Annotated in this window: 16 protein-coding genes and 1 pseudogene; 5 read left to right on the forward strand and 12 right to left on the reverse strand. The window is 71.8% G+C overall.

Going from position 1 to position 21,680, the window contains the following annotated elements:
- Positions 1-140: 140 nt before the first annotated feature.
- From FB563_RS12360 to bldG, 3 genes are all read right to left on the reverse strand, one after another.
- The gene (locus tag FB563_RS12360; RefSeq protein ID WP_055710163.1) at positions 141-2,543 is read right to left on the reverse strand and encodes a sodium-translocating pyrophosphatase; all 2,403 of its coding nucleotides are present in this window, start codon (positions 2,541-2,543) and stop codon (positions 141-143) included.
- 272 nt (positions 2,544-2,815) lie between these two features.
- On the reverse strand, positions 2,816-3,247 hold the full coding sequence (locus tag FB563_RS12365) for an ATP-binding protein (RefSeq protein ID WP_055710162.1): 432 nt from the start codon (positions 3,245-3,247) through the stop codon (positions 2,816-2,818).
- A gap of 203 nt (positions 3,248-3,450) precedes the next feature.
- Positions 3,451-3,792, reverse strand: a complete 342-nt coding sequence (gene bldG / locus FB563_RS12370; RefSeq protein ID WP_010986038.1) for an anti-sigma factor antagonist BldG — start codon at positions 3,790-3,792, stop codon at positions 3,451-3,453.
- 83 nt (positions 3,793-3,875) lie between these two features.
- Here bldG and FB563_RS12375 point away from each other — a divergent pair, with 83 nt between their 5' ends.
- On the forward strand, positions 3,876-6,380 hold the full coding sequence (locus FB563_RS12375) for a DEAD/DEAH box helicase (protein WP_079049111.1): 2,505 nt from the start codon (positions 3,876-3,878) through the stop codon (positions 6,378-6,380).
- A gap of 112 nt (positions 6,381-6,492) precedes the next feature.
- Here FB563_RS12375 and FB563_RS43975 read toward each other — a convergent pair.
- The 7 genes and pseudogenes from FB563_RS43975 to ssd form a co-directional block, all read right to left on the reverse strand.
- Positions 6,493-6,783 (reverse strand): annotated as a pseudogene (locus FB563_RS43975) (Rv3654c family TadE-like protein); the annotation flags it as partial.
- Between the two features lie 107 nt (positions 6,784-6,890).
- Positions 6,891-7,247 carry a TadE family type IV pilus minor pilin gene (locus FB563_RS12385; RefSeq protein WP_142218649.1) on the reverse strand — a complete coding sequence of 119 codons (357 nt, stop codon included), beginning with the start codon at positions 7,245-7,247 and terminating at the stop codon, positions 6,891-6,893.
- Positions 7,248-7,269: 22 nt separating this feature from the next.
- A complete protein-coding gene (locus FB563_RS12390) occupies positions 7,270-7,473 on the reverse strand; it encodes a DUF4244 domain-containing protein (protein WP_055710359.1) in 204 nt (67 codons plus the stop codon).
- 87 nt (positions 7,474-7,560) lie between these two features.
- The gene (locus FB563_RS12395; RefSeq protein WP_208766293.1) at positions 7,561-8,340 is read right to left on the reverse strand and encodes a type II secretion system F family protein; all 780 of its coding nucleotides are present in this window, start codon (positions 8,338-8,340) and stop codon (positions 7,561-7,563) included.
- A gap of 287 nt (positions 8,341-8,627) precedes the next feature.
- On the reverse strand, positions 8,628-9,473 hold the full coding sequence (locus FB563_RS12400) for a type II secretion system F family protein (RefSeq protein ID WP_208766321.1): 846 nt from the start codon (positions 9,471-9,473) through the stop codon (positions 8,628-8,630).
- 7 nt (positions 9,474-9,480) lie between these two features.
- Positions 9,481-10,686: a TadA family conjugal transfer-associated ATPase gene (locus FB563_RS12405; protein WP_055704757.1), complete on the reverse strand. Its 1,206-nt coding sequence runs from the start codon at positions 10,684-10,686 to the stop codon at positions 9,481-9,483.
- Positions 10,683-11,789: a septum site-determining protein Ssd gene (ssd, locus tag FB563_RS12410; protein WP_055704758.1), complete on the reverse strand. Its 1,107-nt coding sequence runs from the start codon at positions 11,787-11,789 to the stop codon at positions 10,683-10,685. Before ssd ends, FB563_RS12405 begins: the two co-directional genes overlap by 4 nt.
- Before the next feature lie 591 nt (positions 11,790-12,380).
- On the opposite strand from ssd, the gene FB563_RS12415 reads away from it, so the two are divergent.
- Positions 12,381-13,211, forward strand: a complete 831-nt coding sequence (locus FB563_RS12415) for an HAD family hydrolase (RefSeq protein ID WP_055704759.1) — start codon at positions 12,381-12,383, stop codon at positions 13,209-13,211.
- 373 nt (positions 13,212-13,584) lie between these two features.
- On the opposite strand, the gene FB563_RS12420 is transcribed toward FB563_RS12415, so the two are convergent.
- Positions 13,585-14,409, reverse strand: a complete 825-nt coding sequence (locus tag FB563_RS12420; protein ID WP_055704760.1) for a Fic family protein — start codon at positions 14,407-14,409, stop codon at positions 13,585-13,587.
- A 101-nt stretch (positions 14,410-14,510) separates the two neighbouring features.
- Here FB563_RS12420 and FB563_RS12425 point away from each other — a divergent pair, with 101 nt between their 5' ends.
- A complete protein-coding gene (locus FB563_RS12425; RefSeq protein WP_199832742.1) occupies positions 14,511-15,503 on the forward strand; it encodes an ATP-binding protein in 993 nt (330 codons plus the stop codon).
- A 23-nt stretch (positions 15,504-15,526) separates the two neighbouring features.
- Here FB563_RS12425 and FB563_RS12430 read toward each other — a convergent pair whose 3' ends face one another.
- Positions 15,527-16,801: a polysaccharide deacetylase family protein gene (locus FB563_RS12430; protein WP_055704761.1), complete on the reverse strand. Its 1,275-nt coding sequence runs from the start codon at positions 16,799-16,801 to the stop codon at positions 15,527-15,529.
- A gap of 264 nt (positions 16,802-17,065) precedes the next feature.
- Here FB563_RS12430 and FB563_RS12435 point away from each other — a divergent pair, with 264 nt between their 5' ends.
- The gene (locus FB563_RS12435) at positions 17,066-19,522 is read left to right on the forward strand and encodes a SulP family inorganic anion transporter (protein ID WP_055704762.1); all 2,457 of its coding nucleotides are present in this window, start codon (positions 17,066-17,068) and stop codon (positions 19,520-19,522) included.
- 160 nt (positions 19,523-19,682) lie between these two features.
- Positions 19,683-21,638: an acetate--CoA ligase gene (gene acs, locus FB563_RS12440; RefSeq protein ID WP_055704763.1), complete on the forward strand. Its 1,956-nt coding sequence runs from the start codon at positions 19,683-19,685 to the stop codon at positions 21,636-21,638.
- The last annotated feature ends 42 nt before the right edge of the window (positions 21,639-21,680 follow it).

Below are 21,680 nucleotides of genomic sequence, written 5' to 3' on the forward strand. Positions count from 1 at the left end.
CACGTGGGCGAGGCCACAGACGCCTCCCCAGAGGGCCCTGCCCAACGACCCCCCGCAGACGGCAGCGGGCGGGCGGCGCGCCAACACGCGCCGCCCGCCCACCGGTTGAGCGGGGCTCGTCGATCAGACGGAGAGTACGGCTACGAAACCACCGCCGTGTTCGGTGAGTTGGCGATCCGCTCGGTGCTCTCGTCGTCACCGACGGCGATTCCGCGCCGCTTGGAGACGTACACGGCGGCGACGATCACCGCGAGCGCGAGGATCGCGACCGCGATCCGCACGCCCAGGTTCTTGTCGCTGCCGTAGGAGAACTTGATCACCGCGGGCGCGATCAGCAGCGAGACCAGGTTCATGACCTTCAGCAGCGGGTTGATCGCCGGTCCCGCGGTGTCCTTGAAGGGGTCACCGACGGTGTCGCCGATCACCGTGGCCGCGTGGGCCTCGCTGCCCTTGCCGCCGTGATGGCCGTCCTCCACCAGCTTCTTGGCGTTGTCCCAGGCGCCGCCGGAGTTGGCGAGGAACACCGCCATCAGCGTGCCCGCGCCGATCGCGCCGGCGAGGTAGGAGCCGAGCGAGCCGACGCCGAGCGTGAACCCGACGAAGATCGGCGCCATGACGGCGAGCAGACCTGGCGTGGCCAGCTCCCGCAGGGCGTCCCTGGTGCAGATGTCGACGACCTTGCCGTACTCGGGCTTCTCGCTGTAGTCCATGATCCCGGGATGCTCCCGGAACTGCCGCCGCACCTCGAACACCACCGAACCCGCCGAACGCGACACGGCGTTGATGGCCAGTCCGGAGAAGAGGAAGACGACCGCGGCGCCCGCGATGAGGCCGACGAGGTTGTTGGGCTGCGAGATGTCCAGGGACAGGCTCATCGGCGCGCCCCGGCCGGTGAGTTTCGCCCCGACGTCCTGCACGTTGGTGGTGATCGCGTCGCGGTACGACCCGAACAGCGCCGACGCGGCGAGCACGGCGGTGGCGATGGCGATGCCCTTGGTGATGGCCTTGGTCGTGTTACCGACCGCGTCCAGGTTGGTGAGCACCTGCGCGCCGGCGCCCTCGACGTCGCCGGACATCTCGGCGATGCCCTGCGCGTTGTCGGAGACCGGACCGAAGGTGTCCATGGCGACGATCACGCCGACCGTGGTGAGCAGGCCGGTGCCGGCCAGCGCGACCGCGAACAGCGCGAGCATGATCGACGTACCACCGAGCAGGAACGCGCCGTACACGCCGAGCCCGATGAGCAGCGCGGTGTAGACGGCGGATTCCAGCCCGACCGAGATGCCGGACAGGACGACGGTGGCCGGTCCGGTGAGGGAAGTCTTGCCGATGTCCCTGACCGGGCGGCGGTTGGTCTCGGTGAAGTAGCCGGTCAGTTGCTGGATGACGGCGGCCAGCAGGATGCCGATCGCCACCGCGACCAGGGCGAGGAGCCGCGGGTCGCCGGCCTTGCCCCTGATCGCCGCGTCCGTCACGCCGTGCAGCGCCGAGTACTTCGAGGGCAGGTAGACGAAGACCGCGATCGCGACCAGGGCGAGCGAGATCACCGCGGAGATGAAGAAGCCGCGGTTGATCGCCGTCATGCCGCTGCGGTCGGCACGCCGCGGTGCGACCGCGAAGATGCCGATCATCGCGGTGAGGACGCCGATGGCGGGCACGAGCAGCGGGAAGGCGAGGCCCGAGTTGCCGAAGGCGGCCTTGCCGAGGATCAGGGCGGCCACCAGGGTCACGGCGTACGACTCGAACAGGTCGGCCGCCATGCCCGCGCAGTCGCCGACGTTGTCGCCCACGTTGTCGGCGATGGTCGCGGCATTGCGCGGGTCGTCCTCCGGAATGCCCTGTTCGACCTTGCCGACCAGGTCGGCGCCGACGTCGGCGGCCTTGGTGAAGATGCCGCCGCCCACACGCATGAACATTGCGATCAGGGCGGCGCCGAGGCCGAAGCCCTCCAGCACCTTCGGCGCGTCGGCCGCGTACACCAGCACCACGCAGGAGGCGCCCAGCAGGCCGAGCCCCACCGTGAACATGCCGACGACGCCGCCCGTGCGAAATGCGATCTTCATCGCGGTGTGCGAGACGGTGGTGAGATCCTTTTGCGGTTCGCCCGGTCCCGGGGTGGCTTCCCGGGCCGCCGCGGCGACCCGCACATTGCTGCGCACGGCGAGCCACATGCCGATATAGCCGGTGGCCGCCGAGAACGCCGCACCGATCAGGAAGAACACCGACCGCCCGGCACGCTGATTCCAGTCGTCCGCGGGCAGCAGCATGAGCAGGAAGAAGACGACCACGGCGAATACGCCGAGCGTGCGCAACTGCCGGGCGAGATACGCCTTCGCGCCTTCCTGGACCGCCTCCGCGATCCGCTTCATGCTGTCGGTGCCCTCGCCGGCCGCCAGCACCTGCCGCACCAGGATCCCCGCGACCACCAGTGCGGCCAGGGCGACCGCCGCGATGACGGCCACGATGATCCGATTGTCACCGGTCAGGACCGCGGCTGCGAGAGTTGTGGGATGACCCGATTGAGGGGTAGAAAGCCCCGCCATTCGTCCTCCTTGACGCTTGGGCTGAGCTCAAGATGTGGGGATTCTAGGTACCTCAGTGTGATCTAAACAGAGCGCGGTAAACGGAATTCGCCTCCGCCGACGCATCAGTAAATGATCGAGATCCCACCCGACAACCCGAATGGAGTAATGGGGCCAGGGCATTGTCAATGATCGTGAATTGCTTCACGAATTCGGCAGGGCGTCTCTGCGCCCCGGAAAAACACCGAGGGCCCTGCCAGGCAGGGCCCTCGTGACGTGCTGCGACGCGGGTATCAGACCAGCGCGGTGGCCGGCGGTGTGGTCGGCCAGGTCATGCGGATCAGGCCGCCGTCGTGTCCGGTGGTGACCTGGACGTCGTCGACGAGGCCGCTGATGACCGCGAGGCCCATCTCGTCCTCCTCGACCTCCGCCTCGCCGTCCTGCGCGGCGCCGGGCGTGTCGCCCGGGACGGCATGCGGAGCCTCGTCGCCGACCTCGATGGAGAACTGTTTCTCCTCTTCGATCAGCGCCACCTTCACGGGCGCGCTGATGCCGCCCATCTGGTGCAGCCCGACGGCACGGGAGCAGGCCTCGCCGACGGCGAGCCGGACCTCGTCGAGGACGGCCTCGTCCACTCCGGCCCTGCGTGCCACCGCGGCCGCCACCAGTCGGGCGGTCCGTACGTGCTCGGGCAGCGCGCTGAAGCGGAGTTCGACGGTGGCCATGCATCCCCCTAGCGAATACGGGCGTGCGGGTCGGGGGCGGGGCCGCCGAGAGGCCACACCCCCTGCTGTGCTTCTGTGCCCCGAGCCGCTTCAGGGCCCGGGACGGAACCGGTCGACGCACCGGCCCCGAACGCAGCGGGCCGGACGGTACCGGCCGACGTCCGGGCTCCGACGGGAGCCCGGCGCCGGTGACCGGTCCACGGTCAGTCGGTGGCCGCCACCGCTTCCTCGACCGAGGTGTGGATCGGGAACACCTTGGTGAGGCCGGTGATACGGAAGATCTTGAGAATGCGCTCCTGGTTGCAGACCAGGCGCAGCGAGCCCTCGTGGGCACGCACTCGCTTCAGGCCGCCGACCAGCACGCCGAGCCCGGTGGAGTCGAGGAAATCCACGCCCTCCATGTCGACGACGAGGTGGAAATTCCCGTCGTTCACGAGCTCGACCAGCTGCTCCCGCAGCTTGGGCGCGGTGTATACATCGATTTCGCCACCGACCTCGACGACCGTACGATCGCCGACGGTACGGGTCGACAGGGACAGGTCCACGGATCCTCCAGCACCTTGCTATCGAGCGGTCGCCCCTTAAGGACACCTCGGCTTGCGGCCCCCGGGACGCAACGCCAGCCGCGATGGCATTCAATCACTTACCGGCAGGCGTGCACGACGCCTTGGCTCCATTGTCCGTCACGCCAGTGACACACTCGGTGCCGATGGCCAAGAATCACCGATCCGATCGATCCCCGGCAGCCCCGGCGTCCCGCCCGTCTCCGGGCGCGGTCCTGGACCGGCTCGCCTCCGGGCCGAGCCGGTCTGCACGCATCACTCATACGGAGCACTTGCCCCCGCGCGCGGGCCGCCATGCCGTCTGGCCTGACCGAATCCGGGCCGAGGTGATCGCGGCCGTCCGGGAGTACGGCATCGAACACCCCTGGGCCCATCAGGCGCTGGCCGCCGAGCATGCCCTGGACGGCGACTCGGTGGTGGTCGCCACCGGCACCGCCTCCGGCAAGTCCCTCGCCTACCTCGCGCCCGTCCTGTCCACCCTGATGGACGGCGCCGAGGCTCCGAACGGCCGTGGCGCCACCGCCCTGTACCTCGCGCCCACCAAGGCGCTCGCGGCGGATCAGTGCCGGTCGGTGAAGGAACTTTCACAACCCCTCGGCACCTCGGTGCGCCCCGCCGTGTACGACGGCGACACCCCGTTCGAGGAACGGGAGTGGATCCGCCAGTACGCCAACTACGTCCTCACCAACCCCGACATGCTGCACCGCGGCATACTTCCCTCCCACCCGCGCTGGGCCTCCTTCCTGAAGGCGCTCAAGTACGTCGTCATCGACGAGTGCCACACCTACCGGGGTGTCTTCGGCTCGCACGTCGCCCAGGTACTGCGCCGGCTGCGCCGCCTGTGCGCCCGCTACGGCGCCTCGCCCGTCTTCCTGCTGGCCTCGGCGACGGCCGCCGAGCCCGCCGTCGCCGCCGGTCGGCTGACCGGCCTGCCGGTGACCGAGGTCGCCGACGACGCCTCCCCGCGCGGCGAGCTCGTCTTCGCCCTGTGGGAGCCCCCGCTGACCGAGCTGCACGGCGAGAAGGGCGCCCCCGTACGCCGGACGGCCACCGCCGAGACCGCCGATCTGCTGACCGACCTCACCGTGCAGGGCGTGCGCTCGGTGGCCTTCGTGCGGTCCCGCCGCGGCGCCGAGCTGATCTCGGTGATCGCCCAGGAGAAGCTGGCCGAGGTGGACCGCGCCCTGGTCCGGCGTGTCGCGGCCTACCGCGGGGGCTATCTCCCCGAGGAACGCCGTGCCCTGGAGCGCGCCCTGCACTCCGGTGAACTCCTCGGGCTCGCTGCCACGACGGCCCTGGAACTCGGCGTGGACGTCTCCGGTCTGGACGCGGTGGTCATCGCCGGCTATCCGGGCACGCGCGCCTCCCTGTGGCAGCAGGCGGGCCGCGCGGGCCGCTCCGGCCAGGGCGCCCTCGCCGTCCTCGTCGCCCGCGACGACCCGCTGGACACCTTCCTGGTACACCACCCCGAGGCCCTGTTCGACCAACCGGTGGAATCCACCGTCCTCGACCCCGACAACCCCTACGTGCTCGCCCCGCACCTGTGCGCCGCAGCCGCGGAACTCCCGCTCACCGAGGAGGACCTGGACCTCTTCGGCCCCGCCTGCGCGGACGTGCTGCCGCAGCTGGAGGCCGCGAAGCTGCTGCGCCGGCGGACGAAGGCCTGGCACTGGACACGCCGCGAGCGGGCCGCCGACCTGACCGACATCCGCGGCGCGGGCGGGCGCCCGGTGCAGGTCGTCGAGTCCAGCACCGGCCGCCTGCTCGGCACGGTCGACGCGGGCGCCGCGCACTCAACGGTCCACGAGGGCGCGGTCCACCTGCACCAGGGCCGCACCTACCTGGTGCGCCACCTGGACCTGGAGGACTCGGTCGCCCTGGTCGAGCAGGCCGACCCGCCGTACTCCACGGTCGCCCGTGACACCACCTCCATCTCCATCCTGGAGACCGACACCGAGATCCCCTGGGGCGCCGGCCGCCTCTGCTACGGCTCGGTCGAGGTCACCAACCAGGTGGTCTCCTACCTCCGCAGACGCCTCATCACCGGCGAAGTGCTCGGTGAGACAAAACTCGACCTCCCTCCTCGTACACTGCGCACCCGCGCGGTGTGGTGGACGGTCACCGACGACCAGCTCGACGAGGCCCGGATCATCCCGGAGATCCTCGGCGGCTCCCTGCACGCCGCCGAGCACGCCTCCATCGGTCTGCTCCCGCTCTTCGCGACCTGCGACCGCTGGGACATCGGCGGCGTCTCGGTCCCGCTGCACCCGGACACCCTGCTGCCGACGGTCTTCGTGTACGACGGCCACCCCGGCGGCGCGGGCTTCGCCGAGCGCGCCTTCCACACCGCCCGCACCTGGCTCGCCGCCACCCGCGAGGCCATCGCCTCCTGCGAGTGCGAGGCCGGCTGCCCGTCCTGCATCCAGTCCCCCAAGTGCGGCAACGGCAACGACCCGCTGCACAAGAGGGGCGCGGTACGGCTCCTCACGGTGCTGCTGCGGGGGGCGCCGGAGGAGAAGGCGGGGCTGCCGACGGAAGAAGCGGCTCCGGGGCAGGCGCCCCCCGCTTGAGCCCGTCCGGCCGCATGCCCGTGGGCCCCGATTCCATGAGCTCCGATTGCATGGGCTCCGATTGCATGGGCTCCGATCCCATGGGCCCCGGTCCCGTGGACGCCGCTTCCTCCGGCACCGGTCCCGCCGGTCCCGCTCTTGCCCTGGCCTCCGCAGCGAACGGTCCTCTTCCCGAGGCCGCCGTGACGTCCGAGGTCTCGCCGACGATCGCGCACCGCACCAGCCGTACCCCCTGGGCCGCCGCCAGCCGCTCGGCCCGGGTGCAGGCCGCCGCGCCGCCCTCCTCCCAGTGGGCGGCCGCCGCGAGCGCCGCGAGATCCGCCCCGCCCGCCGCCCGATGCCGGACGACGACGGCCTGTCCCAGCGCCAGCACGGCGCCGAACACCGCGCACAGCACGGCCATCGCCCCCAGGCTCCACACGGTGGCGGACCCCCGGTCGGACCACTGCCGGCCCTGCACGGCGCCGGACCCCCGGTCCCAGTGCCGCCGATTCCCCGCCCCGTCCCCCCTCACTCGGCCACCTCCCGGGTCGCTGCGGTCTCCCCGGTCGCTGCGGTCTCCTCAGCCGGTGCGACGGCCTGCTCCCGCACCTCGAACGGCAGGCCGCTCAGCACCGGCGGCCTGGCCACCACCGTCACCCGTACCCGGTCGCCCTCGCGCCGGACCGTCACCCGGGCGCCGCGCGGCGCGGCCTCCCGGGTCACGGTCACCACGGCGTCGGCGGGGTCCTGACGGGCGGCGGCCCGCGCGCCGATGCGAGCGGCGTCCACGCACTGGATCTGCGCGGCCACCACGAGCAGCCCCCAGACCAGCGCCATCGTGAACGCCACCAGCACGCACAGCACCACGGCCGCCTCAGCGGTCACGAACCCCCGGTCCGCCCCTCGCTCACATCCGCGCACTGAGGGCCTTCTTCACGATGTCCTGCAGCTCCGCCCGGACCTGGCCGCTGGTGACGACCTCGTAGAGCAGCAACGCGAACCCGACGGCCGCGATGATCCCCATCGCGTACTCGGATGTCACCATTCCGGCGTCCCGGCGGCCCTTGCCCAGCAGCCGTACCGCCGCCGCTTCCTTGATCTTCCTGTGCATTCCAACCCCCGTGGGATTCAGCTCTTTCGTGGCTCTCCGCGATTGCTCGGTTCATCGACCGCTTGCGCTCGTTCGCTCTCGGACGCCTCACCTGCCTCCCCTCATGCCGCCCGCGAGTCCGATCACGACGGGCAGCACGCCGACCGCGATGAAAGCGGGCAGAAAGCACAGGCCCACCGGCGCGGAGATCAGTACGGCCGCGCGCCGGGCCCGGGCCGTCGCGGTGCGGGCCCACTGGGCGCGTGCGTCGGAGGCGAGGCGGGCGGCAGGTTCGGCTGCCGGAAGCCCGGACTCGTCGGCCCGTTCGAGCAGCCGCGCCAGCGCCGCGGCGCCGGGCAGCTCGGCCAGCCCCCGCCAGGCGTCGGCCGGTTCACCGCCGAGCCGGACCTCGGCCGCGCCCCGCGCCAGCGCCTGCCCGACCGGCCCGTCGAGCGCCTCCCCGACCGCCTGTGCGGCGATCACCGGTCCGGCGCCGGCCGCGATACAGGCAGCCAGCAGATCGGCGGCCAACGGGAGTTGGCGTGTGGCGGCGGCCGTGTCGACCGGCTCCGCCCGACCGGCGGCCAACTGCCGACCCCGCCACCACCACAGCACGAGCCCGGCGCCCAGCCCCAGCACGCCCCCGGTCACACCACCGACCAGAAGCCAGGCACCGCCCACCGCCCCGGCCGGCGGCAGCCACCGCCGCACCTGGACCGTCGACGCCAACCCCCGCCCGCGAACCGGCACTTCCCTTCCGAGCAGCTCGGCCACCCGCCGCCGTGCCCGACGCCGCCTCCGGACAAGCCCCAACCGCCACACCACCCAGCCAAGGACGGGCACGACAGCCCCGGCCGTCCCCAACCTGTGGACAACTTCCCCGCTCATACCGCCCGCTCTCCCCGCACGCCCCAGCCGACGCGCCCCATCACGCGCTCCGTCCCGCACACACCACTCCGCTCTCCGCTGATCGACCCGGGTTCCTCCGCTGATCGACCCGGGTTCCTCCGCACGCCCCGGCCGCAGGCCCCTGACCCGCTCTGGCCCGCCCCGGAGGCTCCGGACGCCCCGGGAGCGCTGAGGCCCCTGAGGCCCCAGCCAGCGCATCCCTCGCACATCAGCCCCGAACACCGTCCAGCCCCCGAACACCGCCCCGCCCCGCTTCACGCCCTCGCTCACCCCGCCCCCGCTCCCCGTACGATCCGCACTGCCCACCACATCCCGGCCGCCTCGAAGGCGGATCCGATCGTCAGGCAGCCGAGGCCGGCGCCCGTGTGGAGCAGGACGTGGAGGGGGGCCGCGCCCATGGCCGAGCCGAGGAGGACGCCGAGGGTGGGGAGCACGGCGAGCAGCACCGTGGTTGCCCGGGCGCCCGCCACCTGGGCGTGCAGGTCGGCGCGTTGGTCCCGTTCGGCGCGCAGGGCCGCGTCCAGTCGGTCCAAGCCCGCCGCGAGCCCGGCGCCCTGGGCCACGGCCACCCGCCAGCACGCGGCCAGCCCGAGCAGGCCCTCCGCGCCCGGCTGCCGGGCCGCCGCGGCGAGCGCGCCCGGCACGTCCCCGCCGAACCGGGCCGCCGCGACCACGGCTGCCTGCGCCTCGCCGAGCCCGCCGGAGTCCCGCGCCGCCCGCAACAGCGCCTCGCCCGGCTGTCGTCCGGCGCGCACCTCCCCGGCGAGAGCCCCGCACAGGGCGATCACCGCGTCGGCCCTCCGCTCCCGGGCCCGCCGGGCCTGCCGGGCCAGCCGCACCCGGCGCAGCACCGGCACCCCGGCCGCCCCCGCGGCGGCCGGGATCACCGAGGCCCCCAGCAGCCCGAGCAGCAGGCCGGCCGCGAGCGCCCACCACTCGGGCCCCAACCGGCCCCACAGCCGACGTAGTTCCGCGCGGGCCAAGCCCCAGGAGGGCGGGCCGTGCGTCACCACTCCGCCGCCAGCGAGCAGCAGCCGCGCCCGCCGCATTCCGTAGTGCCCGCCGCCGAGCAGCCAGACCAGCGCGCCGAGACAGATCAGCGCCGCGCCCATGGACGTCTCACCGATCACTTCCCGCACCCCTCTCCGAGTCCGCCCCGGCGTCCAGGAGCCCCTCCAGCCGCTCCCAGCCGCGCTCCCGTACAAAGGCCCGCTCGCCCCAGCGCAGGGCCGGCACCGTCCGGACCAGCCCCGTGGTGTCCCGTTCCAGCACGTGCACCTCCGCGATCCGGCGCCGCCCGGACCCGTCCCGTACGAGGTGCAGGACCACGGAGAGCGCCGCCGCGAGCTGGCTGTGCATGGCGGCCCGGTCGAGCCCGGCTGCCGTGGCCAGGGCCTCCAGGCGGGCCGGGACGTCTCCGGCGGCATTGGCGTGAACCGTGCAACAGCCCCCCTCGTGACCCGTGTTGAGGGCCGCGAGCAGATGCACGACCTCGGGTCCGCGGACCTCTCCGACGACCAGCCGGTCGGGTCGCATGCGCAGCGCCTGCCGGACGAGGTCCTCCAGGGTGACCAGGCCCGCGCCTTCCTGGTTGGCGGGCCGGGTCTCCAGCCGGACGACGTGGGGGTGGTCCGGGCGCAGTTCGGCCGAGTCCTCGGCGAGCACGATCCGTTCACCCGCCCCGACCAGCCCCAGCAGTGCGCTGAGCAGGGTCGTCTTGCCGCTCCCGGTGCCTCCGCTGACGAGGAAGGACAGCCGGGCCGCAAGCAGGGCCCGCAGGATCCGGTCGCCGCCGGGCGGCACCGTGCCGGCCCGGACCAGTTCCTCCAGAGTGAACGCCCGCGGCCGTACCACCCGCAGGGCCAGGCAGGTGCAGCCGACGGCGACCGGGGGCAGCACCGCGTGCAGCCGGGTGCCGTCGGGCAGCCGGGCGTCCGCCCACGGTCGGGCGTCGTCCAGTCGGCGTCCGGCCACGGCGGCCAGCCGCTGCGCGAGGCGTCGTACGGCCGCCGCGTCGGGGAAGGTCACCGGGGTCAGCTCCAGGCCGCCGCCGCGGTCCACCCACACCCGGTCCGGGGCGGACACCAGGACGTCGGTGACGTCGGGGTCGGCGAGCAGCGTCTCCAGCGGGCCGGTGCCGACGAGTTCGGACCTCAGCTGCCGGGCCGCGCCGAGGACTTCGGCATCGCCGAGCACCCGGCCCTGCTCACGCAGCGCCTGGGCCACGCGCGCGGGGGTGGGTTCGGCGCCGCTCTCGGCCAGTCGGCGCCGGACGCCGTCGAGCAGGGCCGCGCCGTCCGCGCGGTCGAGTCCGGTGAGGGTCATCGGGTGCCTCCGGCCTCGACCAGCGCGCGCTCCCAGAAGTTCGCACAGAAGCGGGCGAGCGGGCCGCGTCCGGTGGCACCGGGCGGTTTCGCACCGCCCTGCGGGCGCAGCAGCGGCGGTTCGACCGGCACCTCGCCGGCCAGCGGCAGGCCGAGCAACCGGGCCACCTCCTGGTCGTCCAGGCCGGGTGCGTACGGTCCGCGTACCGCCACGCGCAGGTCGCGCACGACCATGCCGACGGCGGAGGCGACCCGCCCGGCGGCCGCGACGGCGCGCAGGTCGGCGGGGACGACGAGCAGCGCCAGGTCGAGCTGGGCGAGGACTTCGGCGACCCCCTCGTCGAGGCGGCGGGGCAGGTCGACCACGACCGCGCCGCCGCGCCGGCGGGCGGCGGCGAGCACCGCGCGCACCGCCTGCGGCGGGACGGCGACGCAGTCCCCGCGGTCCCAGCTCAGCACCCGAAGCGAGTGCAGTTCGGGCAGCGACTCCTCCAGGGCGCCCCCGCCCACCCGGCCGCGGGAGGCGGCGAAGGCGGGCCAGCGCAGTCCGTCGGCGCTCTCGCCGCCGAGGAGTACGTCAAGTCCGCCGCCGAGCGGATCGGCGTCCACGAGGAGGGTACGCAGTCCCTCGCGCGCGGAGGTGACGGCGAGCGCGCACGCGAGCGTGGAGGCGCCGGCCCCGCCCCGGCCTCCGATCACCCCTACGGTGAGGGCCGGGCGGCCCACTCCCTCCGCGACGTCGGCGATGCGGTCGACCAGCCACTGCTCGCCGTCGGGAAGCATCAGGACGTGGTCGGCGCCGATCTCGACGGCGCGCTGCCACACCCCCGGGTCGTCCTGGTCACGGCCGACCAGCACCACTCCGCGCCGGCGCGTGGCCCCGCCGACCCGGCGGGCGGCGTCGTCGCCGACCAGAACCAGCGGGGCCGCCTCCCAGCCGTCGCCGTGTGCGGGGACGCCGTGGTGGACCTCGGGTGTGGCGCCCGCGGCCGCGCACAGACGCAACAGGTCGTCCAGGAGTTCGGCGTCCTCGGTGACGATGAGCGGCCTGCCCGGCCGGTCCGTGGGGCCGGGCGGTGGGTCGTGGGTGACGGCTGCGGTCACGGGTGTTCCCCCTTCGCTGCATGGGCCGCGCAGCCCCTGCGGCCACGCGATTCCCAAAGGTGTGAAGAACCGGCAAGCGGCCCCCCATATGAACGGCCGACGGAAACCGGCCGTAGGCGCTCCGGCAATCGGAACCGGCCATGAACTCGCCTCGGCCGAGCGCGCTGGAATCACGGTGCAGCGATCCGCGAAATCATGTGGATCTTGGTCGAAATCTGTGGACAACTCAGGGGCTGTGAATATCACCATCACCCATACCGGTGACCCCCGTACCGACCCCTGTGCGACTTCCACAGAGCAGCACGACGATTACCGCGAGTAACGGATCATGGGCATGGCGAAACGGCGGCCGCAGCGGCGCCGTACCGGCACAGCGGCCTCACGAAGGAAGGGGGGAGGGAGAAAACCCGTCCGGACATGCGACGACCCCCGCCGGGGGGGAGAGCGGGGGTCGTCCCCACGGCCGACTCGGGGGGGGAGGAGTCGGACCGGGTTAGCACGGTCGCGAACGATCCGTGACTTCCATGGTGTACCCGAGAGCCCTCTCAGGCAAACCCACGCGCCCCACCTTACGCCGAATGGTGGGCGCCTATGCTCTGGGGCGTGGAAAACCACTCCTTGCCCCGCGCAGCAGCCTTCTTTGATCTGGACAAGACGGTCATTGCGAAGTCGAGCACGCTCACCTTCGGCAAGTCCTTCTACCAAGGCGGCCTGATCAACCGCAGGGCCGCGCTGCGCACCGCATATGCCCAGTTCGTCTTCCTGGCCGGCGGCCTGGATCACGATCAGATGGAGCGCATGCGCGAGTATCTGTCCACCCTCTGCCGCGGCTGGAACGTACAGCAGGTGCGCGAGATCGTCGCCGAGACCCTGCACGACCTGATCGACCCGATCATCTACGACGAGGCCGCCTCCCTCATCGAGGAGCACCACTCGGCCGGCCGGGACGTGGTGATCGTGTCGACCTCGGGCGCCGAGGTGGTCGAGCCCATCGGTGAACTGCTCGGCGCAGACCGGGTGGTGGCCACACGCATGGTCGTCGGCGAGGACGGCTGCTTCACCGGAGAGGTGGAGTACTACGCCTACGGCCCGACCAAGGCCGAGGCGATCCGGGAGCTGGCCGCGTCCGAGGGCTACGACCTCGGCCGCTGCTATGCCTACAGCGACTCGGCGACGGACCTTCCCATGCTCCGGTCGGTCGGGCACCCGCACGCGGTGAACCCGGACCGCGCCCTGCGCCGCGAGGCACTCGCGCATGGATGGCCGGTTCTGGAGTTCCGCCGGCCGGTCCCGCTGAAGAAGCGGCTGCCGACGTTCTCCGTCCCGCCCCGCCCCGCACTGGTCGCGGCGGCGGCCATAGGGGCGGCGGCCGCGACCGCCGGCTTTGTCTGGTACGCCAGCCGGCGCCGCAACACCGCCTGACCTCGCCACACTGTCCGACCACCGCCCGTTTCACCCTGGTTCGGGGGCAAAAGTAAAGAACCGCAGGCTGGACTTTCACTTCCTCCCGGCTCGCGGTACAAAGGCTTTAGGCCCGCGAGACCAAAGGACATCCGCGAGGATCACCTGTCATACGCACTTGGCCCACGGACCACGCATGGACACCGGGCACCCACGCGACGTCGACCCGTCGATTACGGGCCAGCCGCACCAGGTGACGGGCAAAGACCCCGACCTGATGGGCAACATCGAGGACGCTTGGTAACCCGGTGGACATGCCAGCGGCGGTACGAGGACTCGTACCGCCGCATTCGTGTCCGGCCGCATTCGTGTCCGAGGCCGTTTCCCAGGGAGCTCAGGCCGCGCCGCGCTGCAGCGCCTCGCACACCGCCGTCGACTCGCGCGCGCCCAGTTCGATCGCCCGGCCGCAGTGTGCGATCCAGGCCGCCATGCCCTCGGGGGTGCCGGAGGCGTATCCGTCCAGCGCCGCCAGATACGAGGCGCGGCCCAGCTCGGCGTGACCGACCTCCGCCGGGCAGATCGACTTCGGGTCCAGGCCGCTGCCGATCAGCACGATCCGCTCGGCCGCGCGCGCGACCAGGCCGTTGTGGGACACGAAGGGCCGCAGCGCGAGCAGCTCACCGTGCACCACGGCGGCCGTGACCAGCGCCGGCGCGGACGTCCCGGCGATGATCAGGTCCGCGAGCCCCTCCAGCCGGCCGGAGACCTCCGCCGCGTCCGGCAGCGGCAGCTCGATCAGCGGTTCGTCCACGTTCTCGCCGGCCTGGCGCGGCCTGCCGACCTCGTCACCCTTGCTCGCCGCGGCCACCAGGTGCAGCCGGGCCAGCACCCTCAGGGGCGACTGCCGCCAGATGGACAGCAGCTGTCCCGCCTCCGCCGACAGCCTGAGGGCAGCGCCCATGACCCGCGCCTCGGCGTCACCGCCGAAGTCGGTACGCCGCCGCACCTCCTCCAGGGCCCAGTCGGCCCCGGACAGCGCCGCGGAGCCGCGGGCACCGCGCAGGGCCGCCTCTGAGGTGATCTCGGCGCTGCGGCGCCGCATGATCCGGTGCCCGTAGACCCGGTCCACGGCCTTGCGCACGGATTCCACGGAGTCGGCCACACCGGGCAGCGAGCCCAGGGCGGCGAGCGGGTCGGCGTTAGCGCCTGTCGTACTCATGAGTACGACACTACGCACCCCATCGGCCGACCCCTCGAAGGAGTGGTCTTCTTCACTTCGGCGTGACACGCACAGCGATCAACCGACTACCGTTGGTGAACATGAAAATTGCTTTCGTCGGGAAGGGCGGCAGTGGCAAGACCACGCTCTCCTCCCTGTTCATCCGCCACCTCGTGTCCGTCGGCTCCCCGGTGGTCGCCATCGACGCCGACATCAACCAGCACCTGGGGCCCGCGCTCGGCCTCGACGAGACGGAGACCGCCGCGCTGCCCGCCATGGGTGAACGGCTGCCGTTGATCAAGGACTACCTGCGCGGCAGCAACCCACGCATCACCTCCGCCGCCACGATGATCAAGACGACTCCGCCCGGTGAGGGCTCACGGCTGGTCCGGGTGCGGGAACCCAATCCGGTCTACGACGCCTGCGCCCGGCCGGTGGAACTCGACGGCGGCGCCGCTCGTTTGATGGTCACCGGCTCCTTCACGGACTCCGACCTGGGGGTCGCCTGCTACCACTCCAAGACAGGAGCGGTGGAGCTGTTCCTGAACCACCTCGTCGACGGCCCCGACGAGTACGTGGTGGTCGACATGACCGCGGGTTCGGACTCCTTCGCCTCCGGAATGTTCACCCGCTTCGACATGACGTTCCTCGTCGCCGAGCCGACCCGGAAGGGGGTCTCCGTCTATCGCCAGTACAAGGAGTACGCCCGCGACTTCGGCGTCGCCCTGAAGGTCGTCGGCAACAAGGTCCAGGAGCAGGACGACATCGACTTCCTGCTCGCGGAGGTCGGGGACGACCTGCTCGTGACCGTCGGGCGCTCGGACTGGGTGCGCGCCATGGAAAAGGGCCGACCGCCCCGGTTCGATCTGCTGGAGGAGGCCAACGTCCGTGCTCTGCACACCCTGCGGGCCGCCGTCGACGCCACCTACGAGCGACGGGACTGGGAGCGCTACACCCGCCAGATGGTGCACTTCCACCTGAGGAACGCCGAGGCGTGGGGCAATGAGCGCACCGGGGCCGACCTGGCGGCGCAGGTCGACCCGGCCTTCGTGCTCGGCGAAAACCTCGGCACTCAGGTCACGACCGCCGTGTGACGCGCATGGACTGTGCGTGACGCCTACTGCTTGACCGCCGGCGCCCCGGGCACGCCCTTGGGCGCCGGGGCCGGGCGGCCGGAGAGGAAGGACGCCCAGCCCTGCCGGGGAGCCTCGCCCACCTCCAGGGTGCGCAGCTTCTCCAGGGTCTTCGGGTCCTGGGCGTCCAGCCAGTCGACCAGCTGATGGAAGGAGACACAGCGCACGTCGGGCTTGTTGCACACCTCCCTCACCGTGTCCTCGACGGCGCGCATGTAGGTGCCGCCGTTCCACGACTCGAAATGGTTGCCGATGATCAGCGGGGCCCGGTTGCCGTCGTAGGCCCGGTAGAAGCCCTTGATCAGGCCGTCGCGCATCTGGTCGCCCCAGTAGTCGAACTTGTCCGGGTCGCCCTGGGTCTTGGTGCCGGACTGGTTGACCATGAAGTTGTAGTCCATGGTGAGCTGTTCAAAGGTGTGTCCGGGGAAGGGCACCAGCTGCATCGACAGGTCCCACAGGCCCTGCTTCTTCTTGGGCCATACCTGGTTGTTGACCCCGCTGGAGTCATAGCGGAAGCCCAACTCGCGGGCCGCCTTCATGAAGTTCTTCTGGCCCTCCAGACAGGGGGTACGGGCGCCGATCAGCTCCTTGTCGTAGTCGAAGGGCAGCGGGGCCGACTTCTTCATGCCGGTGTTGCTCTTCCAGGTCTTCACGAACTCCTTGGCCTGGGCGATCTCGCTCTTCCACTCGTCCACGGACCAGGTGCCGACCCCGCCGTCCGGCCCGCAGAAGTGGCCGTTGAAGTGCGTGCCGATCTCATTGCCCTCCAGCCAGGCGAGCCGGGCCTGCTTGACGGTGTCGGCGATGCCCTTCTCGTCGTTGAAGCCGATGTCGGAGCTGCCCGGCGAGTGCTGCGGCGGTTTGTACAGATCGCGCTTCTCCTTCGGCAGCATGTACACGCCGCTGAGGAAGTAGGTCATGGTCGCGTGGTTCTCCTTGGCGACCTCGCGGAAGTGCGAGAAAAGCTTCTGGCTGTCCTCGCCCGCGCCGTCCCAGGAGAACACCACGAACTGCGGGGGCTTCTGACCGGGCTTCAGCCGCTCGGGCCTGGGCAGGTGCGGCTGCGAGCCGGTGTACGCGGTGGATCCGTCGCCGATCAGCCGGAACACGCTGCCGGGCGCCGGAGCCCCCTTCTGTGGGCCGGGCGCAGCTTGCTTCGAACCGTGAGAAACGTGCGAGCCGGTCGCGCAACCGGCGAGCGACGAGGCACAGGCCGCGACGACCATGGCGCCGACGGCGATCCTCTGGGTGGCGGCCATGTTCCGCCCACCTTCTTCCTTCTCTCAGGCAAACGCTGACGAGGGCCGTTTTCTGGTGAGGTGCCGGGCTTGAACCGGCAGCGCCGCCAAGGTCGCACGGAACCGAGAAGGAATTAGTACGACAAGCCGATCAATTGATTAGTTCGCTCATGCGAGGGATCGGCTGGGCCGTTTGCCACGAAAAGTTATGCATGAGCTTTACATGGCATTACTGTTTCTTTGCCATGCTTTGCTCAATCCCGCCGCCCCGGAGGAGACGGGACCATGTCAGCCTGCGCACCTTCGCACACCCAGGACCCGCCCCCGCCGCACGGCCCGCTGCCGGACCGCCGGGCCCGCTTCCCCGTGGCGGGCGCCGACCTGTCGGCGTCCGTCGCGGTATTCCTGATCGCTCTCCCCCTGTCCCTCGGCATCGCGCTGGCCACCGGTGCTCCGCTCCAGGCCGGCCTCGTCGCCGCGGCCGCGGGCGGACTCGTCGCCGGCCGGCTCGGCGGCTGCCCGCTCCAGGTCAGCGGCCCCGCCGCCGGACTCACCGTGGTCACCGCCGACCTGATCCACCGCTACGGCTGGCGGGCCACCTGCGGCATCACCGTCCTCGCCGGACTCGCCCAACTCGGCCTCGGCTGCCTGCGGGTGGCACGCGGTGCGCTCGCGGTCAGCCCGGCCGTGGTGCACGGCATGCTGGCCGGGATCGGCATCACCATCGCCGTCGCCCAGCTGCACATCGTCCTCGGCGGCAGCCCCGACAGCTCCGTCCTCGCCAACCTCCGTGCGTTGCCCGCCCAGTTGGCCCACCTGCATCCGGCCGCCGTCTCGATGAGCGTGCTGACGCTCGCCCTGCTGCTGGCCTGGCCCCGCCTGCCCGGCCGCACCGGCCGGGTGCTCCGGCGCGTGCCGGCCGCCCTCGTCGCCGTCACCGGGGCCACGGCCACGGCGGCCCTCACCGGCCTGACCCTGCCCCGGGTCGACCTGCCGTCCTGGCGCAGCCACGCGCTGGCCGGACTGCCCGAGGGCCCGGTGCTGGGCCTCGCCACGGCCGTGCTCACCACCACCCTGGTGTGCAGCGTGCAGTCACTTCTCGGCGCGGTGGCCGTGGACAAGCTGGCCGCGGCCCGGCCCGGACCGGACCCGGGCGTCGGCCGGTCGGACCTGGACCGGGAACTGCTGGGCCAGGGCGCCGCCAACATCGTCTCCGGGGCGCTCGGCGGGCTGCCCGTCGCCGGGGTCGCCGTGAGAAGTACCGCCAATGTGAATTCGGGTGCCGTGAGCCGGAACTCCACGATGCTGCACGGCGTTCTCGTAGTAGTCGCCGCGCTGCTGATGGTCCCGGCCCTGGAGGAGATCCCGCTCGCCTCCCTCGCCGCCCTGGTCATGGCCGTCGGTATCCAGATGGTGTCCCTGCACCACATCCGCACGGTGACGCGCCACCGCGAAGTGCCGGTCTACGCCGCGACCACACTCGGCGTGGTGCTCCTCGGGGTCCTGCAGGGCGTGCTCCTCGGGGTCGCCGTCGCGGTCGCCGTCGCCCTGCGCCGCCTCGCCCGCACTTGCATCACCCATGAAGAGAAGGAAGGAGTCCATCACGTACGAATCCGAGGCCAGTTGACGTTCCTCGCGGTGCCCCGGCTCAGCCGCTCCCTGCACCTCGTACCCCAAGGCGCCCACGCCGTCGTGGAGTTGAACGGATCGTTCATGGACCACGCGGCGTACGAGTCACTGCAGGACTGGCGCAGCTCCCACACCGCGCGCGGTGGTACGGCGGAGCTGTCGGGCCGACGCGGCGGAATCCGGACCGCCGGGCCGGGCCTCGCCACCGGGCCGGCCCCGGCCGCCGGGCAGATGCCGCCCACTGGGCCAGTCCTCGCCACCGAGCCGACCCCGGCTTCCGGGCGGACCCCGCACGCCGGGCCCGACCTCGCCTCCACCGGGCAGGCCCCGTCCACCGGGTGCCGGTGGCAGCCCTGGACGCCCTGGCGCGATCACCGGTCATGCGTCGCGGAGCCCGTCGCCGCTCCGGCGGGTCGGGAGGCCGGGCACGAACTGGTCCGTGGGATCGGCTCGTTCCAGCGGCACACCGCGCCGCTGGTGCGCGAGGAGCTGGCGCGGCTCGCCCGGGAGGGCCAGCGGCCCGCGCAGCTCTTCCTCACCTGCGCCGACTCCCGGCTCGTCACGTCGATGATCACCGCCAGTGGTCCCGGCGACCTGTTCGTCGTCGGCAACATCGGCAACCTGGTGCCGATGCCGGGCGAGGAGCACGGTGACGAGTCGGTGGCGGCCGCCGTCGAGTACGCGGTGGAGGTGCTCGGCGTGCGCTCCATCACCGTGTGCGGGCACTCGGGATGCGGGGCGATGCAGGCCCTGCTGAGCGCGACCGAGACCGGCGCCGACACCCCGCTGAGTCGTTGGCTGCGGCACGGGAGGCCGAGTCTGGCGCGGATGGCCGGGGACCGCCGCGCCCGGCCCCGGCTCGCCGGGCGGGCCCCGGCGGCCGCGGTGGAGCAGTTGTGCCTGATCAACGTGGTCCAGCAGCTGGAGCACCTGCGGGCGCACGACCCGGTGGCCCGGGCGCTGGCCGGGGGCCGGCTGGCGCTGCACGGGATGTACTTCCACGTGGGCGAGGCACAGGCGTACGTGTCGGCAGGGAGTGGGAGGGACGGGGACGGTGTCTTCGAGGTCGTCCGGGGAAGCGTCCGGGAAGTGTCCCGGACGGCGTACCGGTGAAGAGGCAGACGGTCCGGCGACGGAGCAACAGAGATCGGGCGGAGAAAAGGACTTACCCACAGGTCTAAACCAATTTTGCCGACCGCCCTTGTCAGCGGACCCCCGCGTCTGATGAGCTGTGGCCTGGGACACAACGGACACCCTGCGAGAGGGAGATGTCGTGAGCAACGAAAGCCTGGCCAACCTGCTCAAGGAAGAACGCAGGTTCGCGCCCCCCGCCGACCTGGCCGCGCATGCCAACGTCACGGCGGAGGCGTATGCGCAGGCCAAGGCTGACAGGCTCGGCTTCTGGGCCGAGCAGGCCCGTCGGCTGACCTGGGCCAAGGAACCGACCGAGACGCTGGACTGGTCGAACCCGCCGTTCGCGAAGTGGTTCAAGGACGGCGAGCTGAACGTCGCCTACAACTGCGTGGACCGGCATGTGGAGGCAGGGCACGGAGACCGGGTCGCCATCCACTTCGAGGGTGAGCCCGGCGACAGCCGCTCGATCACCTACGCCGAGCTGAAGGACGAGGTCTCCAAGGCGGCCAACGCCCTGCTGGAGCTGGGCGTCCGCAAGGGCGACCGGGTCGCCATCTACATGCCGATGATCCCGGAGACCGCGATCGCGATGCTGGCCTCGGCCCGGATCGGAGCCGCGCACTCGGTGGTCTTCGGCGGCTTCTCGGCGGACGCGCTCGCGACGCGCATCCAGGACGCGGACGCCAAGGTCGTCATCACCGCCGACGGCGGCTACCGGCGCGGCAAGCCGTCCGCGCTCAAGCCGGCCGTGGACGAGGCGATCGCCAAGGTCGACAACGTCGAGCATGTGCTGGTGGTGCGCCGTACCGGCCAGGACGTGGCGTGGACCGAGGGCCGGGACGTGTGGTGGCACGAGCTGGTCGAGCGGCAGTCCGCCGAGCACACCCCTCAGGCGTTCGAGGCGGAGCACCCGCTGTTCATCCTCTACACCTCCGGCACGACCGGTAAGCCCAAGGGCATCCTGCACACCTCCGGCGGCTACCTCACGCAGGCGGCGTACACCCACTGGGCGGTCTTCGACCTCAAGCCGGAGACGGACGTGTACTGGTGCACGGCCGACGTCGGCTGGGTCACCGGGCACTCGTACATCGTCTACGGCCCGCTGGCCAACGGCGCGACCCAGGTCATGTACGAGGGCACCCCGGACACCCCGCACCAGGGCCGCTTCTGGGAGATCGTGCAGAAGTACAAGGTCACGATCCTCTACACCGCGCCGACGGCGATCCGGACGTTCATGAAGTGGGGCGACGACATCCCCGCCAAGTTCGACCTGTCCTCCCTGCGCATCCTCGGCTCGGTGGGCGAGCCGATCAACCCCGAGGCGTGGATCTGGTACCGCAAGAACATCGGCGCCGACATCACGCCCGTGGTGGACACCTGGTGGCAGACCGAGACCGGCGCGATGATGATCTCTCCGCTGCCCGGCGTCACCGAGGCCAAGCCCGGCTCCGCGCAGACCCCGCTGCCCGGCATCTCGGCGACCGTCGTCGACGACGAGGCGAACGAGGTTCCGAACGGCGGCGGCGGTTACCTGGTCCTCACCGAGCCCTGGCCGTCGATGCTGCGCACCATCTGGGGCGACGACCAGCGGTTCATCGACACCTACTGGTCCCGCTTCGAGGGCAAGTACTTCGCCGGTGACGGCGCGAAGAAGGACGACGACGGCGACATCTGGCTGCTGGGCCGGGTGGACGACGTGATGCTCGTGTCCGGGCACAACATCTCCACCACCGAGGTGGAGTCGGCGCTCGTCTCCCACCCGTCGGTCGCCGAGGCGGCCGTCGTCGGTGCCGCCGACGAGACCACGGGCCAGGCGATCGTCGCGTTCGTGATCCTGCGCGGTACGGCCGCGGAGACCGAGGCGCTCGTCGGCGAGCTGCGCGATCACGTGGGCGCCACGCTGGGACCGATCGCCAAGCCCAAGCGGATCCTGCCGGTGGCCGAGCTGCCCAAGACCCGCTCCGGCAAGATCATGCGCCGTCTGCTGCGGGACGTGGCCGAGAACCGCCAGCTCGGTGACGTCACCACGCTGACCGACAGCGCGGTCATGGACCTCATCCAGGCCAAGCTGCCCTCCGCGCCCAGCGAGGACTAGGCGGAACGGCAGCATGGGGCGCCCGGTGTCACCACCGGGCGC

It is taken from the genome of Streptomyces puniciscabiei, assembly GCF_006715785.1.
Lineage (GTDB): Bacteria > Actinomycetota > Actinomycetes > Streptomycetales > Streptomycetaceae > Streptomyces > Streptomyces puniciscabiei.